Genomic DNA, 17,136 nt, shown 5'->3' on the forward strand with positions numbered 1-17,136 from the left:
GACTGTCACTGGATTTCGTACCCCACGTTTCCGGGAAGAACGTCAAATGGCACAAAACGCCTAAGTCAGCGCAACTTGATTTAACGTGGGATGCGCGGAATCGGGCCTTTGATATCCCTTATTGTTATGGGCCTGAAGTCATAGCGAGTAAGGCGCCTGAGGCGCTAAGCAAAGCCACCGCTGAGGCGGAATTGTTCTGGGGCAACGCTCGTTCGATTTCCGACCTGCCGCGTGCCTTCGAGCAGTTAAAACAGCATCTGTCATCAGGTGGGCTGGGTTTTTACAACTACGTGCAACATCCTCTCGCCTATGCATTCGTCCTGGCCATGAACAGCAATCCGCAAGCGGCTGAGGAAGAGTTCCGACGCTATGGTTCGAATACTCCTGAGTTGGTCAAGCAGAAGCTTCATGCATTGCTTATCGAGGCTGGGCAGACGCCTGTTTGATAGTGACATGCACGCTATAAGTAGGAATCTATTGAAGGCGTTGTATTTCATAGGCCAGCTGGGCGGCCCTTTCGCGTAGTTCGTGTAGAGTATTATTCATCTCTACATAATCTGGTTTCCAAGAAAACCTCCCCTCGTTGAAATTTTGGCCAAGCACTAGGTCGTTGAAGGAGCCCATCCCTCCGTAGGCCGACAGTAGATAACTGATTCCGGAATAATCTGAGTCGATTAGCCGGCCTTGCGCCTTTCGCATCCAGCGGCTCCAATGCAGCTCCCCGTCGTTTTCAAGTACTTTGATGATCTGCTCAAGTACGTCGATCAGTTCTTCTGTTTTCTGACCCATTTCCTACTCATTCAAGGTTGGCGCCAACGCTGATACCTGGTTCGTAGCCCTCAAACATGATCACCTGGGATACATCGCAGTCTGGATAGATCCACTTTGCCCAGTTTGCTATCACCCACTCCTTGCTCAGCCCGAACGTACCTTCGTTGCTCTCTGCTGGCAGATGAACCAAGCGCAAGCCGGCCTTGTAGCCGGTGGTGACCATCAGCCCAAAACGGCGGTCTTCTTCCAACGTTTCGAAAACCATGAAATCTACGGTTTCTTCGTATGGGTATCTTCCATGAGCCCTAAACACGCTTCCCCGGTGGAAAACCTCAGCTGTGCATTCGATAAGTTTGGTCACTGGTGTCAATTCCATCCTACGGAATGGAGATTGTGCCTCATAGATCTTACCCCCGCCTACGTGGCCCCGCGGCCATGGAGCTGAGGGAGAAGACCGGCCAGCATGAGCCTGACGAGCACCGCCACTACCGCAGCCTAGGCATTCAGCTGGCTCACCCGACCGATGACACCCGCATCCTGGTGCAGGGCCGCCCTGGCGGGCCTGGAGCCGATCTATCGCGAGAGGTATGCCTACTCGAAATGCGCGGTGGTGCTGGCAGCATCGTGCACTGACGAGTTCAAGCTGGATCTCTTCGCCCCGGCCGGGCAGGGGCGGCCCAGCGAGTGATGCAGGTGGTGGACCGGATCAATGCGCGGTACGGGCGGGCAGCGCTTCACGTGGGGCGGGTGCCCGCCGATCCGGGGTGGCAGATGCGGCGGGGGAGTTGCCGCGGGCGGTATGATTGGCTAGACGATAGGGTCTTTTCGTAACGACTCCTTATCAGGCTGTTCAGCATCTTTTGTGGTATCAGAAACTTCTGTTGAGCTTTTGGGGAGGGGTTCGAGTTCTTTGTCTTCTTCTGGTGTTGTGTTGGAAATTTTTATTTTGGCGCTACCAATGCTATTGGCGAGGTAGGCTTTGAGCATTTCTAGTTTTACTTCAATTCGAGATCTGAATTTTTCATCATCAGATATACCGAAAGAGGCTGCAGTTGAATAGACGGTCTCTTTCGCAATAATCAGTAGCTTTGCAAGCGTTAGGCGCTCTTCATGTATAGCTAGCATCTTGCTAAACGTAAAATGAGCCATTTTTAGTGATCCATAAAGTGCCCCGCTTATGACGGCTGCAAAAGGGATCCTTAATAAAAAAGATGCGAAAACGTCGTTGGAGGACGAGTACGGGTGAACTAAGATGTCTTTCGCTCCATTGTATAGAAGCCAGAGCGAAAATATCGAGGTTGACAGGCATAATATTATTATAAATATATATATTGAGGACTGGTTTTTCCCTTCTTTTACGTAGTCTTTGTACTCGTCGGAGATAAGGTTTTTATCATTTATAATGGCCGAGAGCTCCTGCGATTTGGTTGCTATCTCCTGGTTTAAAGAGGTTTCTTTGGTCAGAAGTTGCGTGCAGTTGTTCGAGCGCTGAGATTCTTCGCTCTTCAGCGACTCTAGCTGGTTTTGCAGGGACTTCAGCTCTTTCGCTATGGAGTCTTTTCTTTCAGATTCCTTAGCTACTTGCGCTTTTGCTTCTTCAATTATTTTGGCAGTTTTCTCGTACTCTTGGATACTGTTTTCAAATTCTTCGTTTTTAGTGTCAATTTCTTCTTGGATTGAGGTCGCTTGTAATTTTGCGTTTTCGATTGTTGTGTTTAGAGTAAGCGCATGATCAAAGAATTTCGCAATGGTTTTTTTTCTGTTTTCTATAGTGCTAAGATTTACGCCGTAAATAGCTATGTTAGTAACGTTTGGCCTGGCACCTCTTTTTGAATACCCTAGCTCAAAGCTGAACAGATAATCTCTGATGAAGAAAACAATAAATTTATCTCTCGTGTCTCCTTTGATTTCTTGTACTTCGCCTTGAGTGTTAAGATATTTGAGGCTGATGCTAAATATGGACTGTTTTGGATTTTCTGTGAAAACTTGAATCTCTCTAACAAAACAGAGGTCTGCTGATCTGAATGTTCTAGCTTTAGCATCCAGTTGTACATACTTGGATGCGGATGTGCTTGATGCAGGAGCTTGGATTGGCGTTAATAAGGTGCTGTATTTGTGTGAGGACTTGAAGCTGGAGTTAAGGTTTTGATTGGAAAATGTTGTCTCCGCTAATCCCTTTGTAACGCCTTCTACGTCAATTGCGGTCATGTGAATCGATCCCTGACTGTGTTCATTGAGACATTTTAGCCCATTCTCGCTCCACCGCCCGCTTCGCCGTCGCCTTCGTCGCATACAGATGCCGCAGCCGCCGCGGCTTGCTCTGGTCGCCGGCGGTGAGGGTGTGCTCCTTGCCGGTCTTGGGGTCGCGGTAGTAGGCGATGATGCCGGTGTAGTCGCCCTGGATCTCGTCGACCAGGTCGGCTACCAGGTCTTCCGGCAGCTTGGCTTCCAGCTCGAGGCGCGTGGTGTAGCCGCCGTCCGCCGTGAGGTTGTGCTGCACGTTCCCCCCGTACCAGATGATGGCGTCGATCTCGGCCTTGACGCCCTCCAGGGTGTAGGTGAGTTCAGGCATGAGCTCAGGGCGGCCCAGGGCGAGCTGGTAGGTGAGGGTGGCGGTACCGCGCTGCAGGCGGTTCCACTCGGCCCGGGCGGCGTGGGGCCCATCTACCGCGATGGCTATGCCTATTCGAGGTGTGCCGTGGTCCTGGACAGCATCGTGCAGACGGACGAGTTCACGCCGGATCTGTTCGCCCCGGCCGGGCAGGGGCGGCCCTCGTGGGGCGGTTACCCGCCGATCCGGCATGGCAGATGCGGCGGGAGCTGTTGTCGCGGGGGTATACGACGCGGTGGGGGGAGTTGCTGCGGGCGGGGTGAGCTATAAATATTTTTGCTGATAAGTTATTATTGACCTTCCATGATAAAAAATTACTTGGGCGGCTGCATGAGCTCAATAGTGATTCCGTCAGGGCTACTTATATAAGTAACAACTGTCCCTGCGCGCGGGCCGCTTGGAATGGCTTGTGAAGAGCCTTTTATTTTCCAGCCATGCAATTTGATCTTTTCGATAGTCACATCTATATTTTCCACATTTACAGCAATATGTGCAGCGCCGATCGCGCCGGCGCTGCCAGGTGCCTTACCTAAAGTACTAGCTGTCGAGTACTCCAGGAGCTCTATAGGGAACCCTGAAGGTGATACAACAAGTGCCATACGGCACCGTGGATCATCGACACCCGTTACTTCTCGCAGGAAGTCACCGCCCATTTCGCCCTTACGTACAACTTCGAAACCCATAGCCTCCGTCCAGAATTTAATTGCGTCTTCGAGCGAAGAGACTGAAAACCCAATGTGATCTACCACTACAGCGCCATTAATCATATTCAAACTCCATTGTTTCTTCACTTCGATTAATAATTTAAAATTTAGTGCATTCGATCTATAACTTTGTATATTTGTAGGAAATTATTCGTTTGTCATCAGACCTTTCGAAAAGGTTCATTCTGACATTTCTATTTGGTCGCCCGGGCGACATCTCTACTTAGCCTCGACAGTCAGATAGAACGCTCCTGCATCTTCTTCCACTCCCGCTCCACCGCCCGCTTCGCCGTTGCCTTGGTGGCGTACAGGTGCCGCAGCCGTCGCGGCTTGCTCTGGTCGCCGGCGGTGAGGGTGTGCTCCTTGCCGGTCTTGGGGTCGCGGTAGTAGGCGATGATCCCGGTGTAGTCGCCCTGGATCTCGTCGACCAGGTCGGCGACCAGGTCCTCCGGCAGCTTGGCTTCCAGCTCCAGGCGCGTGGTGTAGCCGCCGTCCGCGGTGAGGCTGTGCTGCACGTTCCCCCCGTACCAGATGATGGCGTCGATCTCGGCCTTCACGCCCTGCAGGGTGTAGGTGAGTTCAGGCATGAGCTCGGGGCGGCCCAGGGCGAGCTGATAGGTGAGGGTGGCGGTGCCGCGCTGTAGACGGTTCCATTCGGCCCGGGCGGCGCGCAGCGCGGAGAGCTGGTCGCCATAGATATGCCGCAGGTCCTTCACGTTGTCACCACCGCCGGCGATGGCCTCCTGTTTCTTGGCGCTGTTGACGTCGTAGTAGAAGGCGCGGACGGCGTCGTAGCTCTCGCGGTCGGCCTGCAGGTAGCTGTGCTGGTCGCCGTCTTTGCGGGTGAGGGTGACGTGGCCCAGGTCGGCGCCGCTGACGGCCTTGCCGCCGCCGGCGGGCATGAACAGCAGGCGGCCGGCCTTGACGGTGGCCACCGCGTCGTAGTCCTCGCCGAGGCGGGTCAGGAGGTTGGCGTCCGATTCGCCGGTCTGGTCCAGCTGCAGGATCTGCTGCGTCTCGAGGTCGGGCGCGATCACCGGGGTGAGGCCCTGGCGCGCGGCCAGGGTTCGCAGCACGGCGCCCAGGGTGGTGGCGCTGTAGCTCTGGTCGCGCTTGGTCTTGAGGCCCTTGCGCAAGTCGGCGCTGCGGGCGCGGATGCTGAGCACGTCGGGCGCGCCGCTGTGTTCGGTCTCATCGACGACGTAGCTGCCCTTGTCGACCAGGCCGGTGGTGGACCAGCCGAGCCAGAGGCGCACGGTGGCGCCCCGGGGTGGGATGGCGAGCAGGCCGTCATGGTCGGCCAGCACCAGGCTCAACTGGTCGGCCTCGAGGCCGCGGTTGTCGGTGAGGTCCAGGCTGATGAGCCGCGGGGCGATGAGGGCGCTGATGTCGTGGCCGTCGACCAGGACGCGGTAGCGGGCCTGGGGGTAGCTGGCGCCCTGGGTGAGGTCCTGGGCCACGGCGCGCAGCTGGCCGGTGGCCTGGTCCAGCAGCTCCTGGATCACAGAATCTTCCTGAGCAAGGTGCCCATGCCGGCGAGGCCGACGCCGAGCAGCTCGCGTCCGGTGTCGTCGTCGACGCGCTTGAGGGCGATGCTGAATTCGATGCGGCGCGGGGTGCCGTCCTGGAAGAAGAGCGTCTTGGTCTCGCTGATGCTCTCGATGACCCAGAGGCCATAGATACGACCGCTGCCCTCGATCAGCGGCCAGGCGCCGCCGGTGCCGGCCATGTAGCGCAGCACGTCGAGGCTGCTGGGCGTACCGGCGAGCTCCGGGGCGAGCCAGCCGGGCAGGGTGATGCTGTCGTCGCCCTTGCCGAGGAACTGGCGCGCCGGCGCGGCGCCGACGCGGGAGCTGCTGGCGTGGCGGTAGTCGGTCTGCCGTTGGAGTTCCTGATAGGCGAGGGTATGGAGGCTGAAGATGAAGTTGCCGAGGGCCATCATCATGGGGGTCAGGTCCTGTCTTTGAGGCTGCTGCGGCTGCGGGCGGCTTTCTGGCTCTCGATGCGGGCCAGGGCGGCCTGGACCTCGCGGGCGATGGCCTGGGCGTCCAGCCCGTGGCCGGCGTTGATGGTGATGTTGTAGACGTCGCCGCCGGCCGGGGCCGGGGCGGCGCTGGCGGCCAGGGGCGGGCGGTCGTCGAAGGTGATCCCACTGGCCAGCGCCGGGGTGGCGGCGGTGCCGATGCCGAGGGTGACCGCGCCGGCGGCGGCGAGCTGCTTGGCGGTGTTGGCCACCTGGGCCAGGGGGCCGTCCTCGCCCTTGCTCAGGCCTACCTCAAGGCCTTGCATGACGAACCCGCCCAGGGTGGCGAAGACGCGGGATGGGGAGTTGATGTCGAGCTTTTGCCGGAACCACTTAATGACGCTGTCGCCGATGCCCATGATGGCGTCCTTGGCGGCGGTCAGGCGGCTGGTGATGCCGGTTACCAGGCCGTCCATGAGCATGGCGCCGGCCTCGGTGAATTTGCTGGGTAGCTCGAGGCCGAAGTAGTTCAGTACGGCGGAGAAGCCCTGGTAGAGCAGGCCGAGGAGCGAGAAGTCCATGAGTGCCCGGGCGATATTGGTCAGGCTCGTGCCGACGCCGGACTGCAGGCCGTTGAGCAGCACCGCGCCAAGGTCGGTGAGGCGGGTGGGCAGGTCGAGGCCGAAGTAGTTCAGGACCGCGGCGAAGGCACGGTAGAAGAGGCCGATGGGTGAGAAGTCCAGGATGATTCCGGCGATGCCCGAGATACCGCCGCTGGCGCGGGTCTTCAGCTCTTCCCAGAGGCTGGCGAACCAGGGGCCGAGCTTGTCCCAGTTGGCGTAGATGAGGCCAGCGGCGAGGGCAATGCCGCCGGTGATGGCGAGTACCGGGTTGGCGATGGCAGCGGCTGCCATCATGCGGAGTCCAGTGGCTACCAAGGGCAGGGCCCGCTTGCCCAGGCTCCAGAACAGACCGATGACATTGGGCAACCGGATGCCGATCTGGGCGAGCATGAAGCGCAGCGCGAGGAAGGGGCCGAGAACGCCGGCCAGGCCGAGGGCGAGGGTGCCGAAGGCGATGGAGATAGCCGAGGCGCCCGCGGCGATCTTGAGCAGAGTGGTGATCAGCGCGGGATTGGCCTGGGCCCAGGCGTTGACCTTCTCGATGATGCCGTTGAAGGCGTCCATCAATTCGATCAGCGTCGGCCGCAAGGTCTCGCCCAGGTCGCTGGAGAGGTTGAACAGGCGGTTCTGGCTCATCTGCCAGCGGGCGGAGAGCTGGTCTTTCTTGATGTCGCCCTCGCGCTGCATGGAGCCGGTACCCTTACCCCCGCGGACCAGGTCCAGCTGGCGCTGGTACTCCTGCAGGTTGTTGGCGAGCTTGGCGGCGTCGTCGCCGTATTCCTTGCCGAACAGCTCGGTGGTGATGCCGATCTGCCTATCCTGGGGCAGCTTGTTGATGGCGGCGAGCACCAGCTGGATGGTGCCGGTGGCGTCCTTGGCCATGCCCTTTTGGATCTTGCCGGCGTCCAGGCCGAGCACTTTGAGGGCCTTGCCGAAGCGCTTGGGCTGCTGCTCGGCGATGGCCAGCTCGCGGATCATGGCGTTGGTGGCGGTGCCGGCGACCTCGGCCGAGGAACCCAGGGAGAGGAAGGTGGAGCCGAGGGCGGCGGCGTCCTTGTAGTTCATGCCGACGCTGGCAGTGATGCCGGCGGTGCGCTTGAGCACCTCGATGATGTCGCCACCCTTGGACTGGGCGTTGTCGTCCAGGTAGTTGATGGCGTCGCCCAGGGCGGAGACGTCTTTGATCGGCAGCTTGTAGAGGCCGGCGATGCGCGCCAAGTCCTCACCGATCTGCTCGGCCGGCAGGTCGAAGGCGGTCGCCGCGGTGGCGGCGGTCCGGGCGAAGGTGAGCAGGTCGTCCTTGCCCTGGATGCCCATGCGCGCCGCGCCCTCGACCAGGGCGGCGATCTCGGTGGTACCCATGGGAATTTCCGTGGCCATGGCCTTGATGGCCCGGCCCATCTCGTAATAAGTCGGGGTGAGTTGGCCGTTGGCGTCGCGAGCGCCTTCTACCTGCTTGGCCACGCCGGCCATGGCGTCTTCGAAGCTCGCGTAGTTCTTGATCATGCCGATGATCGGGCCGCCCAGGGCAGCGCCGGTGGCGGCGGAGCTCGCACCTGCGACGGCGGCGTTACCGGCGAACTCCTGGCCACGCTTGAGCTGGCCCCGGACGGCGGCCTGGCGCTCTTGCAGGCGGTTGAGGGCGGTGAGCTTGGCCTTCTGGGCGTCGATGGCCATATTGGCCTGGGTGAGTTGGGTTTCCAGCCGCGTCTGGGCGCTGCCGAGGTTGCGGGTGTCGATGCCGGCGTTGCGCAGGATCGGCAGCAGGCGCTGGAGTTCGGTGCGCTGGGCGGTGTGCTTGGCCTGGAGCTTGTCGACCGCCGCTGCCGCATTGGCGAAGGTCTTCTGGAAGGCAGCAGAGGGGGCGTCCATGGCCCTGAGCTGTTCGCGGTAGGCGCGGAGCTTCTCCTGGCCCTTGGCCAGGGCCTCGGCGCTCTGGCGGACCGCCTCACGCTGGCGCTGGTAGCCGGTGATGTCCTGCTGCTGTTGGTTGAGCTCCTTCACGCGATCCCGCGCGTCCTTGAGGGCGCGGGCGGTGGCGGAGCTGCCCCCGGCGATGCGTTTGAGCGGGGCCGTGACCTTGTCCAGGGCGGACAGGAGGACGCGGATCTGCAGGTCATTGGCCATCGGGGGCGACTCGTTTGCGGGCGCGCTCGCGCCAGTCCATCAGTTCGGCCAGGCCCAGTGCATCGAGCTGGGCCGGTTGCCAGTGGAAGGTGATGGCGAGGTCCGCCATCGCATCCTCTACGTGGCGGGGAAGAGCGCCGCCCTGTCGGACTTCTTCAGCAAAAAACCAGCGATCTTCCCGCCGACGTCGACCAGGTCGGCCGGGTCCATGGCGCGGAGTTCGGCCTCCGTGAGGGTGGGGGTGCTGATGCGCGGGGTCACGCGGACGATGGCGTTGACGTCCAGCTGCAGCAGGTCGGATAGGGTGATGCCGCGTAGCTCGCCGGCATTGGGCTTGCGCAGGGTGATCTGCTCGATGGTGATCTCGCCGCGGACGATGGGTTGGTCGAGGACGATGACGTTGTCGGTGGTATCGGTCATGGGGGGGCTCCAGGGAATGGGCTAGGGGTGGCCCGCCGGGACGGGCTCGGATGGGTTCAGATGCCGAGGGCGGCGCGCTGCTTGGCTAGGCGATCCTCACCACCGACGTTCTCGATGAAGGCCAGTAGGTCGATCTCGATGAGGGTTTGGCCGTCGACGGTGAGCTTGTAGTAGCTGCAGGTGGTGGTGATCTTGTGCTCGGTGTCTTCACCGGGCGTCGCTTCGCCCATCTCGATGGTTTCGTGCCGGCCGCGGACGACGACCTCCACGGCGGTGACCTCCTCGGTGTCGTCCTGCTGGTAGGCGCCGGCGAAGCGCAGGGGTACGGCTGCGGCGCCCACGGCGCCGAATTGCTTTAGGACGATGAGGTCCAGGCCGCCGAGGGTCCACTCGAGCTGGATGCCGTCGTCGGAGAGGCCCAGGTCGGCCTTGACGGGGCCATTCATACCGGCGCCGCGGAAGGCTTCCATCTTGCGGCCGAGCTGGGGCAGGGTGCAGCTCTTGGCGATGCCCAGGTAGCTGTTGCCGTCGTTGAAGAGGTTCATGTTCTTGAGCTTGCGGGGTAGGGCCATGGCGATGGTCTCCAGGGGCGCGCCGGCCGGCGCGCCCGGTCAGGTTCAGGCGTTGACGCGGGTGGCGAAGTCGACCAGGTAGCGGTCGGTGATGCGCTGGCGCAGGGTGAGGTCTTCCAGCGGCGGAACCGGGGTGTAGTCGTAGTCGAGGAAGAGCTTGCCGGCCTTGAGCGTCTCCTTCTCGTTGGCCTCGGCGTCGTACCAGCATTCGCCGCCGAGCAGGTAGCCCTGGCGGGTCAGCTCACGGAACTTGGCGTTGATGCCTTCGACCAGGTCGCGCACCAAGCTCGGGTGCATGGGCTTGTCGACCGCCCAGAAGTGGGCCTCGGCCATGGTGTCGGCCAGCACCTGGGCGGTACGGGTGTAGTTCTCGAAGGCGAACAGCGGATCGGCGCTGGTGGTGCGCGAGCCCCAGAAGCGGTAGCCATCGTGGTTGATCAGCGTGGTGACCTCCTTGCCGTTGAGGTAGTCGCTGTCGGTGGCGGTGTTCTGCAGGTCCCAGAAGACGTCCTTGCTGATGCCGGTGACGCCTTCGACGGTGGCGTTGGACAGGGTCTTGTGCCAGCCGATGTCCTGGTCCAGCTGGGCGCGCAGGCCCAGGGCGCGGGCGGTGGCATTGGCCGTGACGGTGGCGTTGGTACTGGTGGACCAGGCCAGGAAGTCGGGCCAGTGCAGCATCAGCTCGCGGGCGCCGAACTGGTTGCGGTAGGCGACGGCGTCTTCCTTGGTGGCGCAGCCGTTGCAACTGGCGTAGACGAAGCCGCGCAGTTGCTTGGCGATGGCGACCAGGGCGGTGGTCACGGGCTGGGTGTCGAGCCCTGGCACGCCGAGGATGCGCGGCACCACGCCGAGTTGGGCCTTGGCGGAGAGCAGGGCCTTCATGCCGGTGTATTTGCCGTTGGCCGCGCCGCCGATGAGGTTGGAGGTGGTCTCGGCAGCGTTGGCGCCATCCGCCACGCGGACGACCACGGTGATGGGCTGAGCCTGGTCGGCGATGGCCTGTAGCGCGGCGGCCAAGGTGCCCTTGGTACCAGCCTTGGCGACAGCCGCCTGGACGTTGGTCAGCAGGACGGGAGTGTCCAGCGGGAAGGCGGAGGCATCGGCGTCGCTGGCGGTACAGACCATGCCGATGACGGCGGTGGAAACGGTGGTGATGGTGCGCGTGCCCTGGTTGATTTCCAGGACGCGCGTGCCGTGATGGTAGTCAGCCATGAGGGTGAGCCTGCGCGGGTGGGTAGATGACGCTGCACAGGCTGGCGGATTGGGGCGTAGGGCGCGCGGGGTGGGATTTGTAGGTGGGGCGCTTACAAATCGGCGTAGCGTTGCTTGCGACGGAGCTTGCCGATTCGCCCTGATTTGCGGGCTTGGCGGATGACGGTGCCTAGCCGGGACATCGGGGTGGTCAGAATCCGAATCAGCCAGTAGACGCGGCCGCTGGTTTTCAACAGTAAGCGTGGCGTGCCGGTGTCATGGAGTTCGAGCAAGTCCTCAATGAACGTGAAGACAGATCTGGCGCTTAGGTAATCGTCATCCAACTTCTCTCTGATGCTCAGGCCAGACGCAAGAAATCCGTTCCAGACAACGGGGACCGATATGGCGAGCGCTAAGGCTGGCACTACGCTCATTATCAAAAATGCCTGGAAGATTTCCCAGGACAAAGGGAGTGATGCGATCACCTCTTCGCGCTGTAGCAGCGCGACAATCAGTGTGAAAACTACGCCTGTTATCCCAAGGACGTATGCATTAGAGACGGAAGGGGATGGTAGCCGGAAGAAGCTGCTTATCTGATTCCCCTTGGCGGAGCGGATGTCTCTCGTCAGTGATCGACGCGACTGCCATTTGTTTCTCACCTCCTCGGCCAGCGAGAGGGGGTCGCGAGGAGCTGAAAACGCAGTTGCCATGGCTCGAAATTTCAGGTGTTTGGAGCGTTTAAGCGCAATGCGAAGTGAACGAGTGGGAGTATCCGGAAAAAGGTCTCGGTCCTTGGCAAGCTCCCGCAGCACAGTTAGCTGGATGAGGCCTGGGATGAGTGCGATCTCGGTAATCAGAACCCAGAAAGGTAAGGAGTCGTAGGTGTTACTCCACCACCACCAGAGATCCAGGAAGTAGAGCGTCAGGGCGAAGACAGATAAAAGAATTTGCGTGGTGAGCAGTCGGAAGACGGTGCTATCGGCCATCCTATGGAAATGCGATTTGCATCCTTCCTTGTAGATCTTGATGCGGTGGGTGATATCGCGCATGAGGCTTCCTTGTCTATTGTGCTATGGGGCGCCAGCCTTCGCTTCCAACGCTAACCAGTAAGCGTAAGTAACAGTTGTTCAGGTGACAGTTCTATCCAGGCGCTCAGACAGTGCCGAGCTTTCACACGATGGCTGCGGCGGTCAGGAACAGCTCATCTACCTGCTTATCGGTCAGACCCAAACTCTTCTGAAGGGTGGCCACTAAGGGCCAGTCACGGCGCACCTCCATCGCAAACTGCCATTGAATGCGCGCAGCCTGGCCATCGGCACCCACCATGGCGTCTATGGCTGTCTGGACCTTGTCCAAAACCCCAGCATCCAGCATGGCCAGGCGCGCCTGCATCATGCTGACCGCAATCGGGACGGCGGGAGCCGCTGGCGACGAAGAAGCCTGGAGAACCGGATAACCGTTTTGGTCGGGCACGATCATTTGGCCAGCTGCTTCGCCGGCCAAAAGGTTGAGGCGAGCATCGTCAGTTACTGGAATCGCATCCTTGGGTAGCGACGAGAGTGAGATCAGATCGGTGCTGAGAAAGCCGCCCAGCTGGGCGCTAAAAAAGTACTTGCTTGTCATGGTCAACGTCCAATGGCGAGCCAGGCGATATCGCCTGGGGAATTGGTGTAGTTGTTCTGGACCGAGATCTGGGCATTGCTCAAGGGGATGCAGCCAGGCGTAAATGCGCTAGCTGTAGTCATGGTGTCGAATCGCATACTGGCGAAGGTGGTGAATATCTGGTTTGGGAAGGTGAGCGGCAGGGTGATCGTCCGGGTAGGGCCGGCCATGCCCGTGGCGTTCGTAGCCTGGCCCACGCCGATAGCTGTGCCCCATTGGAAGATCACACCACCGAGCCAAGATGGGAAGGCTACGTAACCGTTGGGAGCCAGAGAGACTGAAAAGCCAATCCGAAGCTTCTTAGGGGTGACGTAGGCCGTGTCGTCGGCGCCAGTGGTCATCTCCTCCTGCGTTGCGATCTTGGCGATACCGCGAATACTTTCAGTGGCTTGAATGATCAGTGCTGACAGTGCCGCAGTGAGCTTTTTGGGCGTGATGATGGTCCTGTCATCGGCCCCCGCATTGGCCTGGTTCTGGGTAGCGATCCGGGCGGTGCCCCGGAAGCTCTCCGTCGCCTGTACCGTATTCACACTGATGGCGTCGTCGACGTACTGCCGGGTGGCCAGGATCACGCTGGGGTCAATCTTGAGTTCCACGGCGCTGGCGCTGCTGACGATCAGCACCATGCGCAGCACCTGGGTGCGGCCGGAGCCCTCGGCCAGCTGCGGCTTGTAGCTGGGCGGGGTGTTGGCCACGGCGATGAGGTTGCCGTCGGCATCGATGAGACCCATCTCGCGGATCCAGTTGCCGCCGGTGGCTTCCGGGATCACCAGCTCGGCGATGATCTGGCTGGTGTTGCTTGGGTCGACCTGTAGCGTGTTGAGGCCGGCGCGGTACCACTCGCCGATCAGCGCCGTCTGGTTGCGGTTGGGCGTGGGTACCACGCCGCCGCCGTCGCCCACGGCCATCTTGGCGATCTTGAGGGTGGTGTTGAGCGCGGCGGCGTTGGCGAGCGTGGCTTCGCCGATGGCGGTGAGGATGGCGTAGTAGGTCTGGCTCATGGGTAGATGCTCAGGGTGTCGAGGCTATGGGTGGCGCCGGCGCCCAGCAGGGCCTGGCCGCTGACGACGATGGCTTCGGGTTGGTAGGCGTAGACGGTGAGGATCTCGCCGCCATAGGTGGCCAGGTGCGGACCGAGCGAGCCGCGGGCCTCGAGGCTGATGGCCAGGCCCAGCAGATGGCGGCTCACCGGTTTGGCGTCGTCGATCAGCAGCGACAAGGCGTCGTACATGGCCTCGGTGATGCCGGTGTCGAGGACGCCGATGTCGAGGCGGAAGGTGCCGGGCATGCCCTGCGGGCTTTCCTGCCACCACTCGCGGACGCGGATCAGGTAGCCCAGCGGCTCGACCACGCGGCGCAGGGCACCGATGGTGCCCTTGTGGGCATGGACGAAGTAGGCGGACTTGATGACCTGGCGCTTGGTGGCCTCGCTCCAGGTGCTGTCCCAGCGGTCGACCGAACGGGCCCAGGCCAGATACGGCAGCAGGGCCACCGGGCAGCGGTCTGGGTCGCCCAGGTCGCGGAGTGGGACCGGCACGTCGCCGATGCTGGCCAGGGCCTCGGCCGCCAATCGCTCCAGGCGGGTGCTGTTGGGCGGGAGCAGGGCGGTCATGGTCAGGCGCTCAGGGTGACGCTGGTGGCGGTGCAGTAGGCCGCCTGGGCTTCGGTGGGGGTGATGTCCTGCCAGCCGACCAGCTCGACCCAGGCGACCCCGGCGACGTGGAGCGCGGCATCGATGCCGGAGCGCGGGATTCGCACGCCCAGGCGGCGGCGCTGGTTGACGTAGGCCGAGAGCTTGGCCTTGGCGGTGGCGAGGATGACCTCGGCCTCGGCGCCGGTGTTGGCCAGGTGCAGGATGGCGGTCACCTGGTACTTGAGGATCTGCGCCGATTGCACGGTCAGGCGATCACCGACCGGGCGGATGTCTTCGTCGTTGAGGGCCTGGCTGACGGTGGCCAGCAGCGCGGCGGAGGCGGTGCCGTCGCCGGTCAGGGCCTGGACCGTAACCGTCACGGCCGCCGGGCTCGGGCTGGTGGCGCTGGCGTCGGCTACCAGGCCGCTGGCATTGCGAGCGTGCAAGATGTAGGCGTTGCGCGGGCCGGCAACGCTCAGGCCCTCCCAGGCCATCTGGACACGCTCGCGCAGCGCGTCGTCGGTTTCCATCACCGCGGCAGTGGGCGGCATGGCGCTGGGGTTGGCCGGGTTGACGACCAGACGGGTGAGGTTGACGCCGGCGGCGATCTGCTCGAGGTCGGTGCCCTGAGCCTTAGCCAGCATGGTGGCGAGGGCCGCCTCGTTCACGCGCTGACGCAGCAGCAGCTCGCGATAGACGTTCTCCTGCAGCAGCTTGGTCAGTGGCTCGGACTCCAGCTCCAGGCGCGCGGCGATGTCCGCTTGCTCGGCGGCGGGGTAGAGGGCGATGAGGCGGGCCTTGCGCTGGGCGAGCAGGGCCTCGAAGTCGAGGGCTTCGACGACGGCCGGGTCCGGCAGCTGGCTGAGGTCGATGGGGGTGAAGGTGGTCATCGAGTGCCTCCCAGGGTGAGCGGAGCCCGCAGACTGACGGCGGCGTTGGTCACGCTGCTGTATCCCTCGAGGTCGACGAAGGCCTGGCCGGGCTCGTCGCCCAGCGCCAGGGCGATGCGGGTGAGGTTGATGCGCGGCTCCCAGCGCAGCAGGGCAATCACGATCACCGCCTTGGCCTGGAGGGCGAGGGCGCCGTTGAGGGGCTGGTCGATGAGGCTGAACAGGTCGCAGCCGTAGTCGCGGCGCATCAGGCGGCTGCCGATCGGCGTGGTGAGGATGTCGGCCACCGACTGCTGCAGGTGCTCGAGGTCGGTGAGGCTCAGGCCGGTGCTACGGTTCATGCCTTGGGCGCTCCTGACTGCCCACCGCCTGGCTGGACGCCGCCATGCGGGTGCTTGACCAGGCTGATGCCGGCGGCGACGACGTCATCGCTGACGGTCACCTTGCCGGTGACGGTCTGGTTGCCGGTCTGGCTGTAGTCGCCCTGGTGGGTGATCGGGCCAATGATGTTGATGCCGCCGGTGCTGGTCAGGTCGGTAACGCCGCCCTCGGGCAGGATGGCGCGCAGGCGATGGGCCAGGCTGTCGTACTCAACGACGGCGCCGTCCGGGTAGGTGCGGCGGTGTAGGCCGGCGCGATCACCGTTGGCCGGCAGCAGCTGGCTGAACAGGCCGCAGAGCACGACGCCCTGGGCAGTTTGGCCGCTGGGGCTCAGCACCAGGACCTGCTCGCCCACGGTGGGCGGATCCCAGTCGCGCGTGGTGCCGGCGCGCAGTGCGGCCCAGGGCAGCCAGCCGGTCAGCAGGTCGCCGCTCTGAACCCGAACGCGGGCAGGGCGCTTGTCTGGGAGACTGCCATGGTCAACCTCGGCAACGGTGCCGAGGCGGATCAGGTTCTCGATGAGGCGGGAGAGGGCGGCGATGTCGGTCATGAGCCAAGCATGGTCAAGGTGGAGTTTCGTCGCACTCCGCTATATTTGTAGACACGCGCCCTACAAGCGAATCGAATTAGGAAGAGAAATCGAAAATGATTAATGAAATTAACTGTTCGAGTGTTTCGGAGTTTTTGGATTACCTTTTACCCTGGAAAAGTGAAGATTTTTCTAGTGGGTCTATTTTTAGGGGGCACGCAAATGCGGATTATGAGCTTGTGCCAACTGCGTTAAGAGAAGCAAATGCTAGGAAGCTTGAATTGATGTGCGTGTCCTCTTTCAAAGTAAACGGGGCGAGTGATCGTACTGATTTTGCACAAGCATTTTTTGAGTATGGTCCTATAAGGGATTTCTACCAACTGGCAGATACTCGCGGGCTTGAGGTTCCTGCCTCTGATTTCATTAGAAAGCATATTTACAAGAAGGTAGATATCTCATCACTGATCGATTGGGTTGACGGTGATAGCTGGCTTCCAAATGAATTGCTTGAAGCAGCTGCTTTGGCGCAGCACTATGGCGTTCCAACAAGGCTTTTGGATTGGACCTACGACCCATTTGTTGCGGCATTCTTTGCGTCCCGAGAGGCTGCAGTAGAAGCCGAGCGTCTATGCATTTGGAGTTTCAATATTGGAGACAATGCAATTTCTCATGCCTTGTCATATTTAAAGTCAAGGCTGAGGATCATTCATCCTCCTTATGCAGGTAACCCGAACTTGGCCGCGCAGAGAGGAGTTTTTACTCATGTGTCTACACCCCTGCGAGATCTGAATAGTTTGACAAAAAGCGTTGCTGGCGGTGTTGATGTATCAGTTAATAGAACTCCACTTGATCAGTATTTGGGGGAGGTTTTTGAAGGAGCTGTAAATGGTAGGGTTGAGATATTTAAAAAGTTAACTCTGCCGGTTTCTATGCGAGATGAGCTCTACAGGTTTCTGAGAAGGTTCGGCTATGGGCCTGCCAGAATATATGCAGGGTATGAGGGTGTTGCAAAGGAAATAATTGAAAGGGAACTGCTTCCTAGAAAGAACTCCGAGTAAT

At 61.1% G+C, this 17,136-nt stretch carries 22 protein-coding genes and 1 pseudogene; 4 read left to right on the top strand and 19 right to left on the bottom strand.

Going from position 1 to position 17,136, the window contains the following annotated elements; translation table 11 throughout:
- Positions 1-446: hypothetical protein (locus RND78_RS25615; RefSeq protein ID WP_312732772.1), on the top strand; the 446-nt coding region annotated here is incomplete at its 5' end.
- 28 nt (positions 447-474) lie between these two features.
- Here the strand turns inward: RND78_RS25615 and RND78_RS25620 are convergent.
- A complete protein-coding gene (locus RND78_RS25620; protein WP_312732773.1) occupies positions 475-789 on the bottom strand; it encodes a DUF6966 domain-containing protein in 315 nt (104 codons plus the stop codon).
- 7 nt (positions 790-796) lie between these two features.
- A complete protein-coding gene (imm45, locus tag RND78_RS25625; RefSeq protein ID WP_312732775.1) occupies positions 797-1,132 on the bottom strand; it encodes an Imm45 family immunity protein in 336 nt (111 codons plus the stop codon).
- 326 nt (positions 1,133-1,458) lie between these two features.
- Between imm45 and RND78_RS28555 the strand changes: the two genes are divergently transcribed.
- On the top strand, positions 1,459-1,602 hold the full coding sequence (locus tag RND78_RS28555; RefSeq protein ID WP_409457134.1) for a DUF4113 domain-containing protein: 144 nt from the start codon (positions 1,459-1,461) through the stop codon (positions 1,600-1,602).
- On the opposite strand, the gene RND78_RS25630 is transcribed toward RND78_RS28555, so the two are convergent.
- Together RND78_RS25630 and RND78_RS25635 are read right to left on the bottom strand one after the other, a co-directional pair.
- Complete coding sequence (locus RND78_RS25630) at positions 1,579-2,979, bottom strand: hypothetical protein (RefSeq protein ID WP_312732777.1); 1,401 nt, start codon at positions 2,977-2,979, stop codon at positions 1,579-1,581. The genes RND78_RS28555 and RND78_RS25630 overlap by 24 nt on opposite strands.
- Before the next feature lie 22 nt (positions 2,980-3,001).
- Positions 3,002-3,424: pseudogene (locus tag RND78_RS25635) on the bottom strand (phage late control D family protein); the annotation flags it as partial.
- A 122-nt stretch (positions 3,425-3,546) separates the two neighbouring features.
- Between RND78_RS25635 and RND78_RS28560 the strand changes: the two are divergent.
- Positions 3,547-3,645 carry a DUF4113 domain-containing protein gene (locus RND78_RS28560; RefSeq protein ID WP_409457133.1) on the top strand — a complete coding sequence of 33 codons (99 nt, stop codon included), beginning with the start codon at positions 3,547-3,549 and terminating at the stop codon, positions 3,643-3,645.
- A 51-nt stretch (positions 3,646-3,696) separates the two neighbouring features.
- Here RND78_RS28560 and RND78_RS25640 read toward each other — a convergent pair whose 3' ends face one another.
- From RND78_RS25640 to RND78_RS25710, 15 genes are all read right to left on the bottom strand, one after another.
- A complete protein-coding gene (locus RND78_RS25640) occupies positions 3,697-4,149 on the bottom strand; it encodes a VOC family protein (RefSeq protein WP_312732779.1) in 453 nt (150 codons plus the stop codon).
- Positions 4,150-4,322: 173 nt separating this feature from the next.
- Entirely contained in the window at positions 4,323-5,591 is a 1,269-nt protein-coding gene (locus RND78_RS25645; protein ID WP_312732781.1) for a phage late control D family protein, read from the bottom strand.
- Positions 5,588-6,031, bottom strand: coding sequence for a phage tail protein (locus RND78_RS25650; RefSeq protein WP_312732783.1), 444 nt, complete (start codon positions 6,029-6,031; stop codon positions 5,588-5,590). The genes RND78_RS25645 and RND78_RS25650 overlap by 4 nt, the downstream gene beginning before the upstream one ends.
- A gap of 5 nt (positions 6,032-6,036) precedes the next feature.
- The gene (locus tag RND78_RS25655) at positions 6,037-8,799 is read right to left on the bottom strand and encodes a phage tail tape measure protein (RefSeq protein ID WP_312732785.1); all 2,763 of its coding nucleotides are present in this window, start codon (positions 8,797-8,799) and stop codon (positions 6,037-6,039) included.
- The gene (locus RND78_RS25660; RefSeq protein WP_082706862.1) at positions 8,789-8,908 is read right to left on the bottom strand and encodes a GpE family phage tail protein; all 120 of its coding nucleotides are present in this window, start codon (positions 8,906-8,908) and stop codon (positions 8,789-8,791) included. Before RND78_RS25660 ends, RND78_RS25655 begins: the two co-directional genes overlap by 11 nt.
- Before the next feature lie 8 nt (positions 8,909-8,916).
- Positions 8,917-9,219, bottom strand: a complete 303-nt coding sequence (locus RND78_RS25665; protein WP_312732788.1) for a phage tail assembly protein — start codon at positions 9,217-9,219, stop codon at positions 8,917-8,919.
- Positions 9,220-9,275: 56 nt separating this feature from the next.
- Positions 9,276-9,791, bottom strand: a complete 516-nt coding sequence (locus tag RND78_RS25670) for a phage major tail tube protein (RefSeq protein ID WP_312732790.1) — start codon at positions 9,789-9,791, stop codon at positions 9,276-9,278.
- A 45-nt stretch (positions 9,792-9,836) separates the two neighbouring features.
- Positions 9,837-11,003, bottom strand: a complete 1,167-nt coding sequence (locus RND78_RS25675; protein WP_312732792.1) for a phage tail sheath protein — start codon at positions 11,001-11,003, stop codon at positions 9,837-9,839.
- 92 nt (positions 11,004-11,095) lie between these two features.
- The gene (locus tag RND78_RS25680; RefSeq protein ID WP_312732794.1) at positions 11,096-12,031 is read right to left on the bottom strand and encodes a hypothetical protein; all 936 of its coding nucleotides are present in this window, start codon (positions 12,029-12,031) and stop codon (positions 11,096-11,098) included.
- Positions 12,032-12,152: 121 nt separating this feature from the next.
- Positions 12,153-12,605: a hypothetical protein gene (locus RND78_RS25685; RefSeq protein WP_312732796.1), complete on the bottom strand. Its 453-nt coding sequence runs from the start codon at positions 12,603-12,605 to the stop codon at positions 12,153-12,155.
- Positions 12,606-12,607: 2 nt separating this feature from the next.
- Positions 12,608-13,645 carry a phage tail protein gene (locus RND78_RS25690; protein ID WP_312732798.1) on the bottom strand — a complete coding sequence of 346 codons (1,038 nt, stop codon included), beginning with the start codon at positions 13,643-13,645 and terminating at the stop codon, positions 12,608-12,610.
- Entirely contained in the window at positions 13,642-14,256 is a 615-nt protein-coding gene (locus RND78_RS25695) for a phage tail protein I (protein ID WP_312732800.1), read from the bottom strand. The genes RND78_RS25690 and RND78_RS25695 overlap by 4 nt, the downstream gene beginning before the upstream one ends.
- Before the next feature lie 2 nt (positions 14,257-14,258).
- Complete coding sequence (locus tag RND78_RS25700; RefSeq protein WP_312732802.1) at positions 14,259-15,167, bottom strand: baseplate J/gp47 family protein; 909 nt, start codon at positions 15,165-15,167, stop codon at positions 14,259-14,261.
- Complete coding sequence (locus RND78_RS25705) at positions 15,164-15,508, bottom strand: GPW/gp25 family protein (RefSeq protein ID WP_312732804.1); 345 nt, start codon at positions 15,506-15,508, stop codon at positions 15,164-15,166. Before RND78_RS25705 ends, RND78_RS25700 begins: the two co-directional genes overlap by 4 nt.
- Positions 15,505-16,098, bottom strand: a complete 594-nt coding sequence (locus RND78_RS25710) for a phage baseplate assembly protein V (RefSeq protein ID WP_312732806.1) — start codon at positions 16,096-16,098, stop codon at positions 15,505-15,507. The genes RND78_RS25705 and RND78_RS25710 overlap by 4 nt, the downstream gene beginning before the upstream one ends.
- A gap of 95 nt (positions 16,099-16,193) precedes the next feature.
- Here RND78_RS25710 and RND78_RS25715 point away from each other — a divergent pair, with 95 nt between their 5' ends.
- A complete protein-coding gene (locus RND78_RS25715; protein WP_312732808.1) occupies positions 16,194-17,135 on the top strand; it encodes an FRG domain-containing protein in 942 nt (313 codons plus the stop codon).
- Position 17,136: the final 1 nt, after the last annotated feature.

It is taken from the genome of Pseudomonas oryzihabitans, assembly GCF_032027545.1.
Classification (GTDB): Bacteria; Pseudomonadota; Gammaproteobacteria; order Pseudomonadales; family Pseudomonadaceae; genus Chryseomonas; species Chryseomonas oryzihabitans_F.

Excerpts from the sequence above, each read along its gene's own strand:
- RND78_RS25620 (WP_312732773.1), bottom strand. The coding sequence starts at position 789 with ATGGGTCAGAAAACAGAAGAACTGATCGACGTACTTGAGCAGATCATC.
- RND78_RS28555 (WP_409457134.1), top strand. The coding sequence starts at position 1,459 with ATGCAGGTGGTGGACCGGATCAATGCGCGGTACGGGCGGGCAGCGCTT.
- RND78_RS25630 (WP_312732777.1), bottom strand. The coding sequence starts at position 2,979 with ATGACCGCAATTGACGTAGAAGGCGTTACAAAGGGATTAGCGGAGACA.
- RND78_RS25640 (WP_312732779.1), bottom strand. The coding sequence starts at position 4,149 with ATGATTAATGGCGCTGTAGTGGTAGATCACATTGGGTTTTCAGTCTCT.
- RND78_RS25650 (WP_312732783.1), bottom strand. The coding sequence starts at position 6,031 with ATGATGATGGCCCTCGGCAACTTCATCTTCAGCCTCCATACCCTCGCC.
- RND78_RS25655 (WP_312732785.1), bottom strand. The coding sequence starts at position 8,799 with ATGGCCAATGACCTGCAGATCCGCGTCCTCCTGTCCGCCCTGGACAAG.
- RND78_RS25660 (WP_082706862.1), bottom strand. The coding sequence starts at position 8,908 with ATGGCGGACCTCGCCATCACCTTCCACTGGCAACCGGCCCAGCTCGAT.
- RND78_RS25665 (WP_312732788.1), bottom strand. The coding sequence starts at position 9,219 with ATGACCGATACCACCGACAACGTCATCGTCCTCGACCAACCCATCGTC.
- RND78_RS25670 (WP_312732790.1), bottom strand. The coding sequence starts at position 9,791 with ATGGCCCTACCCCGCAAGCTCAAGAACATGAACCTCTTCAACGACGGC.
- RND78_RS25675 (WP_312732792.1), bottom strand. The coding sequence starts at position 11,003 with ATGGCTGACTACCATCACGGCACGCGCGTCCTGGAAATCAACCAGGGC.
- RND78_RS25680 (WP_312732794.1), bottom strand. The coding sequence starts at position 12,031 with ATGCGCGATATCACCCACCGCATCAAGATCTACAAGGAAGGATGCAAA.
- RND78_RS25685 (WP_312732796.1), bottom strand. The coding sequence starts at position 12,605 with ATGACAAGCAAGTACTTTTTTAGCGCCCAGCTGGGCGGCTTTCTCAGC.
- RND78_RS25690 (WP_312732798.1), bottom strand. The coding sequence starts at position 13,645 with ATGAGCCAGACCTACTACGCCATCCTCACCGCCATCGGCGAAGCCACG.
- RND78_RS25695 (WP_312732800.1), bottom strand. The coding sequence starts at position 14,256 with ATGACCGCCCTGCTCCCGCCCAACAGCACCCGCCTGGAGCGATTGGCG.
- RND78_RS25700 (WP_312732802.1), bottom strand. The coding sequence starts at position 15,167 with ATGACCACCTTCACCCCCATCGACCTCAGCCAGCTGCCGGACCCGGCC.
- RND78_RS25705 (WP_312732804.1), bottom strand. The coding sequence starts at position 15,508 with ATGAACCGTAGCACCGGCCTGAGCCTCACCGACCTCGAGCACCTGCAG.
- RND78_RS25710 (WP_312732806.1), bottom strand. The coding sequence starts at position 16,098 with ATGACCGACATCGCCGCCCTCTCCCGCCTCATCGAGAACCTGATCCGC.
- RND78_RS25715 (WP_312732808.1), top strand. The coding sequence starts at position 16,194 with ATGATTAATGAAATTAACTGTTCGAGTGTTTCGGAGTTTTTGGATTAC.